Annotated in this window: 17 protein-coding genes; 7 read left to right on the top strand and 10 right to left on the bottom strand. The window is 57.2% G+C overall.

Features of this window, described 5'->3' with window-relative positions; translation table 11 throughout:
- Positions 1-14: 14 nt before the first annotated feature.
- A complete protein-coding gene (locus tag V5E99_RS25680) occupies positions 15-809 on the bottom strand; it encodes a hypothetical protein (RefSeq protein ID WP_499805034.1) in 795 nt (264 codons plus the stop codon).
- A 159-nt stretch (positions 810-968) separates the two neighbouring features.
- Between V5E99_RS25680 and V5E99_RS25675 the strand changes: the two genes are divergently transcribed.
- Positions 969-1,172 (top strand): hypothetical protein, encoded by a 204-nt coding sequence (locus V5E99_RS25675; protein ID WP_499805032.1) that lies wholly within the window; start codon positions 969-971, stop codon positions 1,170-1,172.
- A gap of 123 nt (positions 1,173-1,295) precedes the next feature.
- On the opposite strand, the gene V5E99_RS25670 is transcribed toward V5E99_RS25675, so the two are convergent.
- From V5E99_RS25670 to V5E99_RS25650, 5 genes are all read right to left on the bottom strand, one after another.
- A complete protein-coding gene (locus V5E99_RS25670; protein WP_499805031.1) occupies positions 1,296-3,701 on the bottom strand; it encodes a TonB-dependent siderophore receptor in 2,406 nt (801 codons plus the stop codon).
- Between the two features lie 269 nt (positions 3,702-3,970).
- Positions 3,971-4,918, bottom strand: coding sequence for a FecR domain-containing protein (locus tag V5E99_RS25665; RefSeq protein WP_499805029.1), 948 nt, complete (start codon positions 4,916-4,918; stop codon positions 3,971-3,973).
- On the bottom strand, positions 4,915-5,451 hold the full coding sequence (locus V5E99_RS25660) for a sigma-70 family RNA polymerase sigma factor (protein WP_499805028.1): 537 nt from the start codon (positions 5,449-5,451) through the stop codon (positions 4,915-4,917). Before V5E99_RS25660 ends, V5E99_RS25665 begins: the two co-directional genes overlap by 4 nt.
- 106 nt (positions 5,452-5,557) lie before the next feature.
- Positions 5,558-6,127 (bottom strand): YceI family protein, encoded by a 570-nt coding sequence (locus V5E99_RS25655; RefSeq protein WP_499805027.1) that lies wholly within the window; start codon positions 6,125-6,127, stop codon positions 5,558-5,560.
- Positions 6,128-6,260: 133 nt separating this feature from the next.
- The gene (locus tag V5E99_RS25650) at positions 6,261-7,172 is read right to left on the bottom strand and encodes a universal stress protein (protein WP_499805026.1); all 912 of its coding nucleotides are present in this window, start codon (positions 7,170-7,172) and stop codon (positions 6,261-6,263) included.
- Between the two features lie 198 nt (positions 7,173-7,370).
- On the opposite strand from V5E99_RS25650, the gene fnr reads away from it, so the two are divergent.
- Positions 7,371-8,129, top strand: a complete 759-nt coding sequence (gene fnr / locus V5E99_RS25645; protein ID WP_499805024.1) for a fumarate/nitrate reduction transcriptional regulator Fnr — start codon at positions 7,371-7,373, stop codon at positions 8,127-8,129.
- Positions 8,130-8,152: 23 nt separating this feature from the next.
- Complete coding sequence (locus V5E99_RS25640; RefSeq protein WP_499805022.1) at positions 8,153-9,136, top strand: zinc-dependent alcohol dehydrogenase family protein; 984 nt, start codon at positions 8,153-8,155, stop codon at positions 9,134-9,136.
- Here the strand turns inward: V5E99_RS25640 and V5E99_RS25635 are convergent.
- Positions 9,126-10,037, bottom strand: coding sequence for a universal stress protein (locus V5E99_RS25635; protein ID WP_499805020.1), 912 nt, complete (start codon positions 10,035-10,037; stop codon positions 9,126-9,128). The genes V5E99_RS25640 and V5E99_RS25635 overlap by 11 nt on opposite strands.
- Positions 10,038-10,260: 223 nt before the next feature.
- Here V5E99_RS25635 and V5E99_RS25630 point away from each other — a divergent pair, with 223 nt between their 5' ends.
- The gene (locus V5E99_RS25630; RefSeq protein WP_499805018.1) at positions 10,261-10,824 is read left to right on the top strand and encodes a GNAT family N-acetyltransferase; all 564 of its coding nucleotides are present in this window, start codon (positions 10,261-10,263) and stop codon (positions 10,822-10,824) included.
- 50 nt (positions 10,825-10,874) lie between these two features.
- On the opposite strand, the gene V5E99_RS25625 is transcribed toward V5E99_RS25630, so the two are convergent.
- Complete coding sequence (locus V5E99_RS25625) at positions 10,875-11,792, bottom strand: universal stress protein (RefSeq protein ID WP_499805016.1); 918 nt, start codon at positions 11,790-11,792, stop codon at positions 10,875-10,877.
- Positions 11,793-12,344: 552 nt separating this feature from the next.
- On the opposite strand from V5E99_RS25625, the gene V5E99_RS25620 reads away from it, so the two are divergent.
- Positions 12,345-13,271 (top strand): universal stress protein, encoded by a 927-nt coding sequence (locus V5E99_RS25620; protein WP_499805015.1) that lies wholly within the window; start codon positions 12,345-12,347, stop codon positions 13,269-13,271.
- Positions 13,272-13,357: 86 nt separating this feature from the next.
- On the opposite strand, the gene V5E99_RS25615 is transcribed toward V5E99_RS25620, so the two are convergent.
- Positions 13,358-13,762, bottom strand: coding sequence for an acyl-CoA thioesterase (locus tag V5E99_RS25615; RefSeq protein ID WP_499805013.1), 405 nt, complete (start codon positions 13,760-13,762; stop codon positions 13,358-13,360).
- A gap of 44 nt (positions 13,763-13,806) precedes the next feature.
- Here V5E99_RS25615 and V5E99_RS25610 point away from each other — a divergent pair, with 44 nt between their 5' ends.
- Complete coding sequence (locus V5E99_RS25610) at positions 13,807-14,454, top strand: VOC family protein (protein WP_499805011.1); 648 nt, start codon at positions 13,807-13,809, stop codon at positions 14,452-14,454.
- A gap of 198 nt (positions 14,455-14,652) precedes the next feature.
- Here the strand turns inward: V5E99_RS25610 and V5E99_RS25605 are convergent, their stop codons facing one another.
- Positions 14,653-15,951, bottom strand: coding sequence for an MATE family efflux transporter (locus tag V5E99_RS25605; protein ID WP_499805009.1), 1,299 nt, complete (start codon positions 15,949-15,951; stop codon positions 14,653-14,655).
- Between the two features lie 277 nt (positions 15,952-16,228).
- Here V5E99_RS25605 and V5E99_RS25600 point away from each other — a divergent pair.
- Positions 16,229-19,599: SIR2 family NAD-dependent protein deacylase (locus V5E99_RS25600; protein ID WP_499805094.1), on the top strand; the 3,371-nt coding region annotated here is incomplete at its 3' end.

Here is a 19,599-nt window from a genome sequence, read left to right as displayed (position 1 = left end):
GGTTGCCCCTCTTTTCAGCCTTCGTCACTGCCCCGGGCGAAATAGCCGGTCAGCGACTGACAGATCGACGCCGCCAGATCCTCCTGGGTCGCGATGCCGTAGGGTCGATTGCGATCAAACTGCTCGGACCAGCGAATCCGCCCCTGAGCAACATCAATCAATCGCACCGAAGCCCGGACCCGCGCCGGCTCGACCCGCACACTGCCTTCCAATGAATAACTGCCGCGCCTTGAAACCGCTGCTTTGACGCTGTGGCGTGGCACGTTCATCAACACATGGTTGCTGTGGGTCTGGGTTTGCTCAAACGACTCGAACAGCCGACAGCTCAACTCTTCGCTCAAGCCCCGGGTAAAGTCGTCGCCGTCCAGCGTAATGCAGGTAAACGGTTGCAATTGCAGCACCGGATGATGGGCGCTGACTGTCTTGGGGCTTAGCCGCTCATACGTCAGCCGATAGCTGCCGGCCGGCACGCTCAGGCGCACCGGGTCTTTCTGGCCAAGGGTGGCGTAATAACTGGCGAGCTTGCGCCGCAACCGGCCGACCTGCACCCGCACCACCGGATCGTCGCCCGTGCAGTAGACCGCCGGGTCGCGCCGAAACACCGCGATGCCGATGGCGTGCTCGGTGAGAGGCGTATTGGAGAATTGAAGGTCATGCTCGACCAGAAAACGCAGCAAGCTGCCCATTCGTCGAGACTTGGCGAACAGTGAACTGGCCAGCAGTTGCGCCAGCGCCTGATCCACGGCTTCCCGAGCGAGAGGCTCAGCAACCGCGTGCACACTCGTACTGCCAATGCGTTTGATCATCATCACCTGCCTCCTTGCAGATTATCGTCGTCAGCCTGGATGTTGCAGGATCGAAGCTTAGCAGCTCGGGGAGATTGAGTAGTGGCACCCTGCTATTTAGCAAAAGCGATACAAAGCAGGAAATCCATAGAACCGACCCTGCCCTTGTCGCGATCAGCCAAATTGTTGCGTAGAAAGCTGCGCGCAGCACCGGCCAGCCATGGCTTGAAGGATCTGGATACGCCGTGCCAGTCGACTTACCCGGACGTCAAACCACGCTGCGCCGAGCCAGCGGCTCATTACTACTGGGACGAATGGCACCCGACCACCACCATTCACGGGTTGGCGGCCGAAGGCATGGTTGAGGCGCTGAAGGGTGATCGTTGAGGATCAAAAGATCAAAAGATCAAAAGATCGCAGCCTTCGGCAGCTCCTACGTGACCGCGTGATGTCGGGGTGCAGCAAATTCCTGTAGGAGCTGGCGAAGCCTGCGATCTTTTGATGTTGGCCTCACCAGTCGTAGCTAAGCGTCGCAATCACATTGCGTCGATTGCCGTACAGCACCGAGTCCGCATAGAAACCCGGCTCGAAGTAGTGCTTGTCGAACAGGTTGTTGCCCGTCACCGAGACCTTGGTACCCGTCAGCCCGACCTTGCCCAAGTCATAACGCAACGAAGCGTCGGTCAAGGTGTAGTGCGGCACTTTGACGGTGTTTTGAATGTTGTACGAAGAGCCCACATAACGCTGCCCGACCCCGGCGCCGAGGCCGTCGAACACACCGCTGTCGAGGGTGTAATCAAGCCATACACCGGCTGTGTTACGCGGAATCGCTCGCGGGGTGTTGCCCTGGAAGTTGCTGTCCTGGGTGATTTCGGCATCGGTGTAGGCGTAGGACGCGATCATGTTCAGGTTATGGCTCAGGCTGGCCTTGCCCTCGATTTCCATCCCGCGCGAGCGCACTTCACCGCTCTGCACCGAGAACCCGGTGTTGACCGGATCAGCGGTGGTGACGTTTTTCTGGGTCAGGTCAAACGCCGAGACCGTGACCGAACTGTTGTAGCCCGGTGGCTGATACTTGACGCCGATTTCGTACTGCTTGCCTTCGGTCGGTTTGAATAACGCGCCGGAAATGTCGGTGTCCGGGTTTGGCTGGAACGAGGTGCTGTAACTGGCGTAGGGCGTGATGCCGTTATCGAACAGGTACGCCAGGCCAATGCGCCCGGTGAACTTGTGATCGCGTTGCTCGGTGTCGACGTTTTCGGTGCCGAAATAAATCCCCTTCTCCCGATCGGTCGCCCAATCTTCACGACCACCGATGGTCAGCGCCCAGCGATCCAGTTTGATCTGGTCCTGCACGTACACGCCGACTTGCTGCATCCTGGTGCGGGTGTCCCGTTGCAACGGGTCGTACCAGATCGCCCCGCCACCGTAGACCGGGTTATACACATCGAGCATTTCAAACTCAGGGTCCGGGTCGCCGTTGCGGCGGGTTTCCTCGGCGTTGTAGTGCGAGTAATCGACGCCGGTCAGCCACGTGTGTTGCAACGGCCCGGTGTTGAAAGTGCCCTGGAGGTTGTTATCGACCATAAAGGTGTTGCTGCTTTTCGGCCGGTTCTGCAAACCGACGTCCTGGGTGCGACCGTCGTCGTTGAGCACCACGTCCGGGCCGCTGGCGAGGAAACCGACGTTGGAATGCATGTAGCGCAGGTTCTGGCGGAACGTCCAGCCGTTGTCGAACAGGTGCTCATAGATCGAACCGACCGAGGTGGTTTCAACCTGGTAATAGCTGCCCTTCCAGCCCAGGTAAGTGTCCGAGGCGATGTGGCCGAACGGGCTTTTCAACACGGTGCCGATGGCCGGGAAACTCTGTTCCGAGCCACCGGTTTTGCTCTTGTTGTAGCTCGCGAGCACGGTCAGGGTGTTGGCGTCGTCGGGTTTCCAGGTCAGCGACGGCGCAATGTAGGTGCGGTCGTCCGGGGAATGATCGACCTGGGTGCCGCTGTCGCGTTGAATCATCACCACCCGGCCAAACAGCGTGCCGTCGCTGCTGAGCTGATCGTTCACGTCCAGCCCGAACTGCTGTCGATCAAAGCTGCCGCCCTGCACTTCGATGTGATGAATCGGCGTTTCCTGGGGCCGCTTGCTGGTCATGTTGACCACGCCGCCGGGGGCCATTTGCCCAAACAGCACCGAGGCCGGGCCCTTGACCACGTCGATGCGCTCCAGGCCGAACGTTTCGAAATTGGTGTCGTACTGGTTGAAACCGGTGCGCAAACCGTCCTGGTAAATGCCGAACAGGTTGAAGGCGCGGAAGCCGCGCATAAAGATGTCCGGCGCACCCTGCCCGCCCGCGTAATCGAGCACGCGGATGCCGGGGGTGTAGGCCACCGCCGAGTTGAAATCCTGCACGCCGCGCTGGTCCATTTCGTCGCGGGTGATCACCGAAATGGTTTGCGGGATTTCATTGATCGGCGTGTCGGTCTTGGTGCCGATGGTGGTGCGTTTGGCCACGTAGCCGTGCACCGGACCGTCGCCGGTTTCTTCATTCGGCGTGAGGCCCTGGACCTGGATCGGGTCGAGTTCCAGCGAGGCGTCACCCTGGGGAATTCGCGTCAATACATACACGCCATCGCCCTCGGAATCCGCACGCAAACCGCTGCCGCTCAGCAACCGGGCGAAACCGCTTTGCAGGGCAAAGTCACCCTCCAGCCCGGCGCTGCGACGGCCCTGCACCAAGGCCGGATCAATCGCGAGGTTGATCCCGGCGGTGGCGGCGAAACTGGACAACGCCTGCCCGAGGCTGCCGGGCGCAATCGAGTAATGCTGGACTTCAGCGGCGAATAACATTGGGCTGGCGGTGGCCGCGAACGCCATAACGGCACACGCAAGCGAGGACAAACGAGGGGAAAAAGGCATGCACACTCCGTATCGAAAAACCTGTTTGCTGAGAGGACACGCCAGCGTTTGAAAACCGGACAGGCAATACGAAATTAATTTATGAATCGCGAACATCCCCCGTAGGAGCTGCCGAAGGCTGCGATCTTTTGACGTTGATTTTTTAGAAGCAAGATCAAAAGATCGCAGCCTTCGGCAGCTCCTACCTGGGGGGCGGAGTTGGAGTCGAAAAATCGTAGCCGTCGCGGTATTGGGTCAAGTCGAAAAATCGTGGTTGTCGCCGGGTGGGATCAGGCTGTTCGGGGTTGCAGGGTGACCCAATACCGCGTGCGGTACACCACGTCCACCGGCAACGCCCGGGTGACGGCGCTGAGGATCAGGTCGGTGTCGCGCAACTGGAAGGCGCCGCTGATCAGCAAGTCGCCGACCCCGGCGTCGCAACGCACCCAACCGGGCCGGTAGCGATTGAGTTCCTGGACGAACGCCGACAGCGGCATCCGCTCCACGCGCAACACGCCTTGGGTCCAATCGCCGCTGCCTGGGGTCAACGGCAGCGCCGCCAGCACCGTGCGGCTGTCGAAGCGTACCGTTTGGCCGGCGTTCAATCGCACTGGGGTGGTGCCGCGCACCGGTTGGATATCCACGGCCCCGGCGAACACCGTGACCAGGCTCTCGCCCCGCTCCAGTCGCACGCTGAAACGCGTGCCAACCGGGCGCACGTTGCCCTGATCGGTCTGCACCAGCAGTGGCCGGTTGAGGCGATCCTGAGCCGTGGTCACCAGAATCTCCCCGGCGCGCAGGCGAATCAGCCGCTGGGTCGCGTCGAACGCAATGTCCACGGCACTGTTGGTGTTCAAGTTCAGCTGCGTGCCATCCGGTAAGTTTATCTGCCGCTGTTCGCCGATGGCCGTGCGCTCATCCGCCGACCACGACGACTGCCGCCACGCCACCAGTGCGGCGGGGCCGGCGGTCATCAGCAAAATCAACGCCTTGAGGCTGGAACGACGGCTCAAGCGATCGGCGCGCTCCAGGGTCGGCAGGCCCACACCGTTGGGAATGCCTTGCCACTGCTGACTGACCCGTTGCGCCAGTTGCCAGGCCCGTTCGTGATCCGGATGCTGCTTGCGCCATTGCTCGAAACGCGCCTGCTGCGTGGCGTCGGCGTCACGGTCGTTGAGGCGCATAAACCAGCGCGCCGCTTCCCGCACGATGCTGCGTTCCAGCGGTGCTTCGCTCATGATTCCTGCGCCATCGCGAGCAGCATGCATTGCTCCATCGCTTGGGTGAGGTAGCGCTGCACGGTGCGCACCGTCACGTTGAGCATTTCGGCGATTTCGACGTAGGTATGACCTTCCAGTTGCGATAACAGAAACGCCCGGCGCACTGCCGACGGCAAGCCGTGCAGCATCGTATCGAGCGCTTGCAACGCCTCGCGGATCAGCCATTGCTCCTCGACCGACGGCGCCAGCGCTTCGGGCAACTGCGCCAGGGTGTGCAACCACGCCTCTTCCACCGAACGACGCCGATGCAAGTTGAGCATCAAGCGCCGGGCAATCGTCGCCAGATAGGCCCGGGGCTGACGAAGGTCTGGCTCACGGGGCGCCGACGCCGGCCGCAGCAACCGGACAAAGGTGTCCTGCGCCAGATCGGCCGCATCGCTGCGGCACCATACCCGCTGACACAACCAGCCCTGAAGCCAGGAATGATGCTCGACGTACAACTGCGCAATGTCGCGATGCAGGGCTGAGTCGCGGGAAGAAACAGGACCCATTGGGCGGTTTTCCTGAGAGTGCGAGGTGATTGCATTTGAGAATGGATCGCACTATAGCGACGAGGCAGGCGGGTGACAATCAATCGGAGACGGCCGGAGTGGAAAACTATCGTTCAGGGGCAACCATGCGAAAGCGTATGTTGATGTCCTTGGACACCACGCCATCGGCCCACTCCCCCGCGCCGATCTTGAAATCGTCACGGTTGAGCGCGAACTCGCCGACAAACACGCCGATACCGCTTTGCGCGCTCAACTGCACCGGGACCTCCACCGGCAAGGTCAGGGTTTTCAGGGTCAACGTGCCGATAAATAAGTAGCGGTCGCCGCCGAGGGCTTTAACACGGGTCGATTTAAAGGTGCCCACCGGAAAATGTTCCGTGTCGAACCAGGCCGGTTTTTTCAATTCAGTGTTCGCGTCGTCGCTGCCCGCGTCGATGCTGGCGAGCTGAATGTTAAGCACGGCGTGGGCGGCGCCGGGGTTTTGTGTGTCGAAATCGAGTGATCCGCCGAATTCACCGAACGTGCCGTAGACCCGCGAACCAAACTGGCTGAAGGTGAAACTGATCTGGCTGGCGGCGGCGTTGACCTGGTTGTATTCCACGGCTTGGGCGCAGGCCAGGCGGCCGAGTGCGAGGACGACCGTCAATGCGATGAGATGAGGAAATCGAAAGTGCATGGAGTGCCCCGCTTGGATGGCCCTGAGGAACGCCCGTGCATAAGTCATAGCATGGCCTCACGGAAAGTCTAGGCAAGGACGGTGCGGGGTGCTCCATTTGGGGTGAGCCGGCACTGGACGCGAACCTCAAACCTTACCGCCCTGGCTTGACGATCATCAAACTGCACGGTGCACGGTTTAACAGGCTCTCGGCGGTGCTGCCGGTAAACCGGTCGATCCCGTGGTGACAGGCCGTGCCCAGCACCAGCATGTCGAAGTCATGCTGGTGAGCGAACTGTCCGATCACGGTGTGGGGAATGCCGGTCAGCAGATGTCGATGTTTTTTCTCGATCCCGTAGCGGTCGGCGAGCACATCAAAGGCCTCTTCCTGGGCATCGTTGATCGCGTCTCTCAAGCTCGCACCCAGCGCCGGCGTCGGCAGACTCCTGAGCGCGCCGCCCACGACCGACCAGTTACGGACATTGAGCACCTGCAAGACCGCGCCACAGGAGGCCGCCAGCGTCGAAGCCAGGTCAAGAATCCGTTCATTGAGCCCTTGGGTCAGTTCCTCCAGATGCGAAAGATCGATGGCGGCGAGCAGCTTCAACGGTCTCGGGTTTTTCGCCTCCGTTACCAGGTGCAAGGCTGCCGGGCAGTCGCGTAGCAACAGCCAGTCCAGCGGGCGATGGAACGCACGGTCGAGCGCCGGTACATGATGGGTGTCCTTGATCACCAAATCCGCATGAAAGTCATTCACGTAGTCGAGCATATGCGCCAGGCTCGGCGTGGCCCAGACCACTTCAGTGGTGACCTGCAACCCCGCACACCGTTGAAACCGGGCTTGCTGCTCCAGCCAGTGACGGTGCACCTGCAAGTAGCCCTCTCGTGCCTGGGCCATCGCGTCATGGTCAAACAGACCGGCCACCGCCAGCGCGGGGACAAAATCGAACGCAACAATGTGCAACAACGCCCCGGTTGCACTGGCCAATGCCTGCGCCCGATCAAACGCCGGGGTGTGGGTCATTTCGTGGCGGGCAATCAATAGAATCCGTTTGAGTTTCAGCATCTTGGGCCTCGTCCTGATGGCTCAAGTATCTGGCGTTATCCGGTCAAGACTCTGATCTTTGTCAATCAATTGCCCAAGCCCGGCGGCGGTGCTCAAGCAAAGAGGCACCGGGCTTTCCCCGTTGGTCGATTAACCCGGCAAACCCCGGAATGAACGGTGCGTCCCGGCGCCTGGCGCCTATGCTGGATACACTCCCAAATGGCGTCATTTCTCATGCCGGAAACCCGATCGCTGCAGATTCAGCACCTCAAGGCTGCCTGTTCCAGTTGCAGCGTCTTGGAGTTGTGCCTGCCCCTTGGCCTGACCGGCCCGGAGGTCCAGCGTCTGGACACCCTGATCGTGCAGCGCTTGAAGGTCAAGAAAGGCGCCACCCTCTACCGCGCGGGCGATCCGCTGCGCTCGTTGTACGCGGTGCGTATCGGCTCGTTCAAAACCAGCGTGCTGTCGGTCGATGGACGCGAACAGGTCACCGGGTTCCAGATACCCGGCGAAATCCTCGGCCTGGACGCCATCAGCACCGATCAGCACGCCTGCAATGCCTTTGCCCTGGAGGACAGCGAAGTCTGCCCGATCCACTTCGCGCACCTGGAAAAACTCGCTCAAGAACTGCCGTCACTGCAACACAACCTGAACAAAATTCTGAGCCGGGAAATCGTCCGCGATCACGACATGCTGCTGATGCTGGGCAACATGAACTCCGACGAACGTCTGGCGGCTTTTCTGTTGAACCTGTCGCAGCGTTTGAACCTGCGTGGCTACTCATCCAGGAACTTCGTACTGAAAATGCGCCGCGAGGAAATCGGTTCCTATCTGGGGCTGCGTCTGGAAACCATCTGCCGGGGCATCGCGCATTTACGCGATCAAGGCCTGGTGGAAATTGCCGGCCGCAACGTCAAGATCCAGAACATTGAAGGCATCAAACAACTGGTCGTGGGCTGTCACCGCCCTCTGCGCTAACAACGCACATCTGGAGCACCATCATGCGCGCCATGGTTTTGCATCGTCCCGGTCAGCCACTGCAACTGCAAGAACGCCCCGTCCCGACACCTGGCCCGCAGCAACTGCTGATTAAAGTCCGGGCTTGCGGTGTGTGTCGCACCGACCTGCATCTGCTGGACGGTGAGTTGCCCCAAGCGGTACTGCCGCGAATCCCGGGCCATGAAATCGTCGGCGACGTCACCGCCGTGGGGCCAGACGTCGCGCCTGAGTGGGTCGGCCAGCGTGTGGGCGTGCCCTGGCTTGGCTGGACCTGTGGCCAGTGCGCGTTCTGCCGCTCGGGTCGGGAGAACCTGTGTGATCAGGCGCGGTTTACCGGATGTCATCTGGACGGTGGTTACGCCGAGTACACCGTTGCCGACCCGCGCTTCTGTTTCCCCATTCCCGAGGTGCTCTCGGACCTGCAAGCGGCCCCGCTGCTGTGCGCCGGGCTGATCGGTTTCCGGGCGTTGCAAATGGCAAAGGATGCCCGGCACCTGGGCCTTTATGGCTTCGGGGCAGCCGCGCATCTGGCGATTCAAGTGGCCCGGGGCCGGGGTCAACGGGTGTATGCCTTTACCCGTCCGGATGACAGCGAAGGCCAGGCCTATGCCCGATCACTGGGGGCCGAGTGGGCCGGCCCGTCGGACCAGCCACCGCCGCATCTGCTCGATGCCAGCCTGATTTTCGCCCCGGTCGGGCCGCTGGTGCCGTTGGCACTGGCCGTCACCGTCAAGGGTGGCTGCGTGATTTGCGCCGGGATTCACATGAGCGACATCCCCGCTTTCCCCTATCGCCTGCTGTGGGGCGAGCGCAGCGTTCGCTCAGTGGCCAACCTGACCCGCGAAGACGGCACCGCGTTTTTTGAAACGTTACAACACACCCCCGTGCACTGCGACGTCACTCGTTTTGCCCTGGAGGACGCCAATCAGGCGCTGGCGCACTTGCGGACCGGTCAGTTCAACGGCGCAATCGTGCTCACCCCCTGACAGGCTGGCGGACCGCCAGAATACTGCCCGGCACCGAGTACAGCGCCCGTTCCGTATTGCTGCCGATCAACCGGTCAACGCCCACCCGGTGCACGGTGCCCATCACTACCACATCCGCCTGGTACTCCTCGACAAATTCACTGATTACCGGCACTGGCAGGCCCATGACGAAATGCCGCCGCTCCGGCGGTACACCGTAGCGATCCGCCAGCGTGACAAAAGCCATGTGCAGGGACTCACGCAACGCCTCGACACAGTCCACGCCCCAGCCCCCGCTGACCAGCGGCGCATCACCGTTGAACGCCGGTGACAAGTCATAGGCATACAGCAAGTGCAGCGGCGCATCGCATTGCAGGGCCAGGGCATTGGCGGTCTGGATGATCGTGTCGTTCAAGCCGCTGATGTGTGTCGATGGATCGAACGGGGCCACGGCGGCGACGACCCGGTGCGGCAAGCCGTATCGGGCCTGGTTGACCAAATGCACGGGGACCGGGCAGTCGCGCAACAGGTGACAATCGAGCGGCGTGATGAACACCCGCTTGAGCACCGGTTCCAGGGTCACATCCTTGATCAGCAGGTCGGGTTTGAGGTCTTCGACCGTTCGTAAAATATCCAGCAACGGATGGGTGGTGAAGACCACCTCGACCGTCACCTCCAACCCCCGGCCACTGAGCCGCTGGACCTCATCAGCCACCCAGCGACGATAACGGCGCAAATAGCGCTGATAGCCGGCGTCGTCGGTTTTTTCTTCCCACAAGTGAACCACTGGCGCCGGTTCGACAAACGCCCGCACATGCGACACGGCCCCTCCGGCCTTGGCCAGCGCGACGGCCCGCAGCAACGCGGGGGATTGATGCAGGGTTCGGTCGGCGATCAGCAATAAGCGTTGATATTGACCCATCACACACCTCGGCTCGGCACCGGCCTTATGCGCCGGCAGGCTTGAAGATGCGCGCGTTGGCCCCTGCCCCGGTTTGATTTACATCAAACACACGCCAATCAACGCCATCGTCACGGGTGTCTGATCCAGATCAGATTCACGCGCCAGCAACGGCGTAGAAAGGAATGAACCGCGTGGTTCACCACCACGCGCCAACCTTTCGAACCGGATGGAGGATCACCCCATGCTCAACGTCAAAGACCACAATGACCGGGCCGTCGCAGCTTATGCTGCCGTCACCGGCAAATACTGGATCGAAGCGCTCAAGGATGGCCGTCATGTGTTGATCCGGCCCCTGGCGGAAAAAGACCGCGAGCGTGAATACGCCTTTATCAAGCGCCTGTCTCCCGAGTCCCGGCACATGCGCTTTCTGGCCCACGTCAACGAACCCGGCGCCGCCCTGCTCGACCAATTGATGGACACCGACAATAAACAGCGCACCGCTTACATCGCGCTGGTCCACGAAAATGGGCAACTGATCGAGATCGGCATCAGCCGCTACGCCGCCACCGCTGAACATGAATGTGAAATCGCCGTGACCGTCGCCGATGAATGGACGCATCTGGGGCTGGGCACGGCGTTAATGGAGCATTTGATCAAATCCGCTCGCCAGAATGGCTTTCGCCAGATGTATTCGGTGGATTCTTCGAGCAATACCGCGATGCGCGACCTGGCCAAAGCCCTGGGTTTTGAAACACGCAACGACCCCAATGACAGCACTCAGGTCATCCATCGGCTTTGCCTGTAAAGAGCAGCCCCGCGACGGACCGGCCATCGGTGCGTCACGGGGTTTCAGGATTACCGCGTCTGCGCCGGTTTGATCGCCAGCACACTGCACGGCGCCCGGTGCAAAAGCTGTTCGGCGGTGGTGCCCAAGCGTTTATCCAGCCCGCTGTTCTGCACGGTCCCCATGACAATCACGTCAGCCCGGTGCTCCGCCGCAAAATCACAGATCCCCGCCAGCGGCGCGCCCTCGATAAAGTGACGACGATCCGCCGGTACGCCGTGGCGTTCGGCCAGCGCGGCAAACGCCTCGTGTTGCGCGACACCTAGCGCCTCATAGAGCCCGGTGGCCAGCGGCAGCGCGCCGATGCCCATGTCCTGGGTGTAGACGGCCGTCCAGTCATACACATGCACCAGTTCAAGCGTGGCCTCACATTCCTCGGCCAGTTTCACCGCTGCGTCGATGATCTGGTCGTTGAACACCTGGTCCTGTTCTTCGCTGCGCAGCACATCGACAATCGCCAGCACATGGCGCGGCCGTGGGTTAAGCGCATTCGTCACCAAATGCACCGGCACCGGGCAATCGCGCAGCAACTGCCAGTCCAGCGGCGTGAAAAACACCCGTTTCAGCGCGGACTCTTCCTCGGCATCCTTGATGATCAGCGCCAACGACATCTCGCTGACGAAATGCAGGATCTCTTCATAAGGGTGCTGCACCCACACCACTTCACTGGTGACCTCGACCCCATGCTCACTCATCAACCCGGCTTGTGCCGCGAGCCATTGCCGATGGGTCTGCAAATAGCCTTCACGGGCCAGGTCGATTTGTTCCGGAGCAAACAGGCCGGCTACCGCCAGAGCCTTCGAATAATCAAACGCCACGATGTGCAACGGCAATTTCATCGCCCGTGCCAGCGCTGCCGCCCGGTCGAACGCCGGGGTGCGGGTCATGGCTGGAGGAGCGATTAACAGTAAACGCTGAGTTTGCGACATGGGGGCACCTCGGCACGCGGCCATCGGGACATGAGTAGAGGTCCAGATTGAGCGTTCCAGCACCGGACGACTTGATCTTTGTCAGTGACAGAGCTGTGCATCTCGCGAAGCCCGACGCACAGCCGAGACCGCGGTATCTGACAGACCGCTTTCGCGAGCAAGCCCGCTCCCACAATGGATCGCTGGTGAATGCAGGATTTGAGCTCAACCTCAACCCCCTGTGGGAGATTCTCGCGATGGGGCCGTGTCAGCCAACACTGCTATCGCCTGACACACCGCTTTCGCGAGCAAGCTCGCCCACAATGGATCGCTGGTGGACGCAGGATTGGGCTCACCTCAACTCCCCTGTGGGAGCAAGTCTGCTCAATGCTGCAATGTGACGGTCACATTGGCGACCACACGTCGGCGCGGCAAATGCCGTAACGCGCCGGTTTGATTCAGATCAAGCCCCAAACACCATTCAGCGCCAGCATCGTCCCCAGATGTCACCGCCAACAGCCTTTCGCGGCCATGTCGGGCCAGCGTTTGTTTGATGACCCAAGGGAGATTTCCATGTCTGAGCAAGCACGTTTCATGCTGGTCGCCTCGCCCCTGATGCAAAACAGCCCCGCGTTCGATCGGGCCGCCGCACTGGCCAAGGCCGAAGACGCCGCGTTGCACATTGTCGCCTTCGACTACCTGGAAGGCCTGGCCACCGCCGGCATGGTCAACGAACAAGCGCTGGAGCAGATGCGTCTGGGGTACGTCGAGCGCCACCGCCAGTGGCTGGAGGAACAAGCCCGGCCGTTGCGCAAAATCGGCGTCACCGTCACCACCGAAGTGGTCTGGGTCGAAAACCCCTTGCAGGAAATCCTGATCCACCTCAAAGAACAACCCATGGCCGTGCTGATCAAGGCGCTGGAACATGAATCGCTGCTCTCGCGGCTGATGTTCACCCCGCTGGACATTCACCTGCTGCGCGAATGCCCGGTGCCGTTGCACTTTGTGAGTCATGTGCAGCACGCCTTGCCCCGAAGAATCGTCGCGGCGGTCGACCCCTTCCATCACGATGGTCAGTACAAAGACTTCAACGACCGGATCTTGCGCGAAGCGGTGAAATTGGCCACCGCGTGCAACGCCCAGGTCGACGTGATCTACGCCCATGACCTGTCCTCGATCAGCGCCGATGAATTCGGCTTCGACAGCGCGTCGGCCTTCTTCTCCTCAAGCAACGCCAAAACCCTGTTCGACGCACAGGGCCAGGCCTTCAACGACCTGGCCGAACGCAACGGCATCCCGCCGGAACAACGGCACATGGTCATGGGCAACCCGGCCAACGTCCTGGCCAGTTATGCCGATGCCTACAACGTCGACGTGATCGTCATGGGCCGCGTCGGCCATCACGGCGTCGGCCGGTTGGTGGGCAGCACCGTGGAACATCTGCTGTACAAAATGCCTTGCAGCGTTTGGGTGGTGTCGCCGGAAGTACTGACGGAGTGATCAGCGAACGCCAGGCAGGAAAAAGGGGCCGACGTGTGAGCGTTGGCCCCTTTCTATAGGGCAATAAGCAAGCCTGAACGCCCCGCTTAAGAAAGCCGCGCCCTCAGCCCTTCCGGAATGGCGACCACCTCTTTGGTGTCTGGCGAGATGCACACATGGGTGACAGTGGCGGTGAATGCCAACGTCTCGTCATGGACAAAGCCCTCGACCAAAAAAGTGAAAGAGTGAACGCCCAACCTGGCCACGCTGACCTTGATGTTCAGCTCATCATCCCAGGTCAACGGCTTGAGCATCTCCACCGACATCGCACGCACCGGCGGCAGCACATCAAAACCCATCAGCGTTCTAAGCCCGGGCACGCCCAACCAGCGATCCAGCGCGGCGTAAATCGCCTCAATGGCGAAGTATGAAAATCGCGGCGTGAACACCACGCCGGCGGGGTCGCAATCGCCGAATGAAACGGTTCTGCTGACAAACACTGCGTTAGGCATCTATGGTTCTTCCGTGTTGTTTTTGAATTGAAGGCGCAACCCCCATGAAAAGCACCCTCGATCACCTCGCCATCGTCGCCCCCGACCTCGACACCGGTTGCGCCTTCGTGACCCGCGTGCTCGGCGTCGAACTGCAACCGGGCGGCGTGCATCCGCGCATGGGCACCCACAATCGGCTGCTGCGCCTGGGCCCGGACACTTACCTGGAAGTGATCGCCATCGACCCGACCGCCCAACGCCCCGACCGGCCGCGCTGGTTCGGTATGGATCAATTAGCCGTGGATGCCCCGGCACGGCTGGCGACCTGGGTGGCGCGCACTGACGACATTCATGGCATGAGTGAGGCCTGTCGCGCCATCGCCGGTAACCCAGAACCCATGACCCGGGGCGAATTGGCCTGGCAGATTACCATTCCCGCCGACGGCAGCCTGCCTTTGGGCGGGTCAGTGCCGACGTTGATTCAATGGGAACAGACGCCACACCCTGCGAGCGCCATGGTGGACCGAGGTTGCTCGCTGGTGGCGTTGGATGTGTTTGATCCTGATCCGGGGAAAATCCAGGCGCTGCTGAACGCGATCAACTTTGCCGGGGCGGTTCGTCTTCATGGGTTGGGCGCGGGGTCAGAGCCGTACCTGGTGGCGCATATTCAAACGCCCAATGGCTTGAAAATGCTGCCGGTATCAAATGCCTGAAGATCAAAAGATCGCAGCCTTCGGCAGCTCCTACGGGGGAATACGTGGCCCCGGACGTTGCGATCATCAACGTTGAAATACGTCCCCCAAACGCCACAACCACCTGCCTTGAAATACCTTCCCCGTAGGAGCTGCCGAAGGCTGCGATCTTGACGCCCGCCGCCACGCCACATCCCTCAAACAACCACCACAATCCCCCTAAACCAACCGCTCAATCTTCTGATGCTGCCAAACAAATTTGTAATACGCCGTCTGCAACGCCAACATCCCCAAATACGCCACCGGAAACGCCATCCAAACACCCTGCAACCCGTACTTCGCATCCAACAGATACGCCACCGGCAACTGCACCCCCAACACGCACACAATCGAAATCACCATCGGCACCAACACCGTGCCGCTGGCGCGCATGATCCCGCCGATAATCGCCTGGAAGCCAAACACCAACAGGCTCCACAACATGATGTGCAACAGATGCTCAGCCATCGCCCGGGTCGAGTCTTCCGTGAGAAACAACCCCAACAACCAGTGCGACAACAAATACCCGAGCAACACCAAACCACCGGTCAAACACACGTTGATCAAAAGCCCCGTGCGCAAGATCGGCGTGATCCGCTCCAACCGCCCTGCCCCAATCGCCTGCGCCCCAAGAATCGACGCCGTGATCGCAATCGACAACGCCGGAAACTGCACGTAATTCACAATCTGCGTCACCGCCCCATACGCCGCCGTCGCCTGGGAACCGTGCTGATTCACCAACGCCAGAATCACCAACTCCGACGCCGACAACACCACCATCTGCAACCCGGTCGGCAACCCAATGCGCAACACCTTGCCCAAAATCTCCAGGTCCAGCTTCATCGCCGCAAACATCTCCCGATCCGGCGCCAACGGATGCCCCTTGCTAATCAACCGCCACGCCAGCCACCCCATCGCCGACAAATTCCCCGCCAACCCCGCAAACGCCGCACTCTGAATCCCCATCGGCGGCAAGCCCAACCAACCACGGATCAACGCCGGCGTCAGCGCCAACCCGATACACGTCGACACCACCAACGCAATCAACGGCGAAACCGTATCACTCACCCCCCGCAACAACTGCGTAAACAGCACATACACCAACAGCGACGGCATGATCCACATCATCACGTGCGCATACGCCACCGCATCGTCCAACACATCCACCGGCGTGCCCAAACCCTGCAAGGCCGGCCTCGCAAACACACTGCCCAACACGGCGGCGACCAGCCCAATCATCGCGCCCAGCAACAAGGTCGTGGCTGCGATGGCCTTCACCATGTGCGGCTCACGCGCGCCCCAGGCTTGACCGATCAGCACACCCGCCCCCGCGCCGAGGCCGATGACCAAGGCGATGAAGAAGAAGACGATGGGGAACATGCCCGATACCGCCGCTAAAGCCTGGGTGCCGAGCATTTGGCCGATGTAGATGCTGTTGATCGTGCCCGACATGGATTGGAGGAAATTGGACAGGACCATGGGGGCTAGGAAAAGGAGGTAGGTTTTCCAGAGGGGGGTTGGGTGGGTGGGGGTTTGCATTGAGTAGAGCTCTCAAGGGTGAAGTTTAAATTTATAACAGATGACCAATCTCACAAGGCAACATAGCTAGTATGTTTTTCGCTTGGCCTTTCAGTGCCGCAGAGCGGCGACCAGCACTTCGACTCATTGAAGCTCATCCCGGCAAACTGAGTTTTGAGCCTGATACCATAGCTGAGAGAATGTAGCTACCAACCACGAATAGGGAATTAATGTGACTATGGTTCAGCTTGATATATTCCAGAAAATTACGCAGCTTGCTGATTACTCCGCGATAAAAAAGCTCGCCGCAGCTTTATGGCAGCAGGATGCTTCATATCACGGGGCCGCCATTATGATAGGCGCTGGCTTTAGTCGATGTGCTTCGCAATGCGGCGACACTTCTAAAAAACTACCGCTTTGGATCGATTTTTCAAAAAAAATTGCGGAAGAATTAGACCCTACGAATGAAAAGCTGCCTCATTCAGATCCGCTTCGACTTGCTGAAGAATATCGTGCTTATTTTGGACAACAACCACTAAATGACCTTATAAAAAAAGAGATAAATGATGCCGCCTGGCTACCCGGCACTCTATACAATTCACTATTAACCTTACCTTGGACAGAAATTTTAACTACCAACTGGGACACTCTACTCGAACGAGCTTCCTACAACATTAACCAGCCAATATACAATATTATTTCAAAACAATCCGACCTATCTTCTGTCCGCGCACCCAGAATAGTAAAACTACATGGAACTATAAATACAACAGAAGACCTTATATTCTGCCAAGAAGATTACAGGAAATACCCAGAGACACACGCAGGATTCGTCAACTTCGCGCGACAAGTATTTATTGAAAACGAATTATGTCTTTTGGGGTTTTCTGGCGACGACCCAAACTTCCTGCAATGGGCTGGCTGGGTTAGAGATCACTTATCTAAAAATTCACGTCGCATCTACCTAATAGGCGCGCTAAATCTAACAGCTGCTAAGCGAAAATACCTTGAATCCATCAATATATCTCCTATAGACCTAACAGAACTCGTCTCCGAATTTGACAACCATGACATAAGACACATAAAAGCTACTGAATATTTCTTCCAGGCTTTAAATAACTTAAAACCTAAACAACCGTCAGAATGGTCTCCAATAGATTTAGAAAAAACGAATTCCACAGAGGAAAAAATTTCACTACTTAGAAAAGACCGCAGCCTTTACCCAGACTGGTTAGTTTGCCCACATAATTTACGCTGGAAAATCAAGAGCCAAATAAGCGTACATCAATTCAATAAAAAAAGCATATCACAACTTTCCACCGTCAACCGTGCGCAACTCCTTTATGAAATCGCTTGGCGATATCGCATAATTTTTGAGGCCATCCCTCAGTGGCTAGGCGATGAATTCATAAAAATTTGTGACCCAATAACTGATTGCGGTCTTAATAAAAAGCAACAAATGGAAATTGCATTACTACTATTAAAAAATACCCGTTGGCTTGAAAAATCGTCAGAAAAGTCTTCAATCGAAGACAAAACTGCTAGCATACTGATAGATAACACTCAACACTGGCCAGAATGCGAAACTGAGTTAGCTTTCCACCAAGCCATTGTTGCTAGAGACGATTTAAACTATACAAAAATGGAGGAAGTTGTTGACAACATAATTGGAATAGATCCTTTCTGGAAAATAAAAAAATCCTTTATTCTTGCAGAACTCGGTCGCTTTACAGAAGGAAATGATTTAATACTGAGCGCTTACAATGAACTCTTGGAACATTTTCGCCGAGATCGAAACTCGATCCATATACTCTCTAGACTTTCTTGGGCGCACACACTATTACGGGGGATACAGTCGTGGGACACTGAAAAAAAATTAGATGCTTTACCACCAATTCATAAAAACTGGAAATGCGACCCTTGGGAGGAAATTGAGCATCTTAAAGAAAGAGTTTCAAAAGACGTTGAGGAGCACTACAAACAGCAAAACAGCATCGAACCTTTATTTGAGCCTGGACACTACAAAGACAACTCAAACAAAATAATATTCAATAGCGATACCCATTTATTCTTATTACTTGACGGCATAACACAAAATACCGGAATGCCATTGCGATGGAACAACACAAGCTTTCTAACAGCACCCGCGGAGAAAATAATTTCCTTAGACTGCCTAGACGAGCCTGAAACTTTTAAATTCTCAATTCGCACAGCTACTACAAGTTCTTCCGCGTCGATTAACAATACATTCTCTCGTATCAAGCTTGCGTGCGCTTCACAAACTGAAGTCCTTGAAGCTTTAAACTACTGTAATCGCGCAATTGATTATTGGCGCGAAAAGCTTACTCTCGGCACCGCCACTCATAGAAATTACTGCATAGATCGCCTGGGTGTTTTCATTGAGGTTTTTGCACGTTTATTGATACGTTCAACACCAGAAAGAGCAAAAAATGCTTTCAAACTAGGAATAGAGATTGGAAATGAAAAGTTCTCTAGTTATCCACGACTTCACGACCCACTTAAAAGCCTTTTCAAATATTCATTAAACAGCATACCTAAAAGCCTGCACTCCGAGTTATTGCTAGACGCATTGCGCTTCCCCTTGTCCAGCGAAACAAATATCACAGCGTGGCCAAACCCTATAATAGATCAACCGGGCCTTAGACAACCCAATCTAAGTTTAGACCTTAGAATCTCAGAGCTAATCGAAGCTATCAATCCAACCATGAGTACCTGCTCTTTATTTAAAACCAATTCAGAGGAGCGCGCTGTTAAAGTAGAAATATCAGAAGGCAACAATAAAAAACAAAAACTCAACACACAGGCAATATCGCGACTTCTACCATTAATCTCCAACAGCTTCACAACACCATTAGAAAACTCAAAATTGTCAGACGCAATATATAGAAACAACTCAAACCACACAAATTTACCACACTCCGATTTTTTCCCCCACGTATTCAGTATCCTGCCTTCAAATGATAAAGAAAGAACTTTATCACTCATATCTAAAACATTATTTCCGGAGATTTGCCTCTTCGAACCAGACAAACTACAAGCAATTATTTCCGCTTCAAAAAACACAAAAAATACAATCACCCCTACACAACGACAATCCATTAGCTATTTCGACCAGCTTGTTGCTTGGAGAAACAAAAAAGACCAAAATGACTCAGTAAACCTATTTGAGCAGACAGATGCACAACAAGGAAAACTAATAGGAGAAGTCCTTGCATACTGTGTTGCACCCAACCTACCGCTAGAAGCACTTACTAAAGTTAGATTTGAACAGCTACATGCTTTCTGGTCAGAAGTCGACGCGCCGGCGGCTGCAATGGCACTTGTTTATTTTATAAAAACAAACGAAAACTTAAGTGAAAGCATAGAAAAACCCATAAGAAAGAGCTTGCAAGACCGGCGACAAAACAACGTCTCCTTCGCCGCCTTCGCAATTTTAAAGTGGAGAGAGCTATCCGACGAGGAAACCCCTAAAAAACTAATATCAAAACTCATATACTTAATCGAATCCGGCCGCACTATTGGCTTAGCGTCTTTGCTCTGGACTATCAACGAAGCCTTCATTAACAAATGGCTTTCCAACGACGACCT

Origin of the sequence: Janthinobacterium sp. LPB2021202312-11-4 (assembly GCF_037049705.1) — a bacterium.
In the GTDB taxonomy this organism is placed as follows: Bacteria; Pseudomonadota; Gammaproteobacteria; order Pseudomonadales; family Pseudomonadaceae; genus Aquipseudomonas.
The sequence above is the reverse complement of the archived record's forward strand: the minus strand, read 5'-3'. Positions and strand labels throughout refer to the sequence as shown.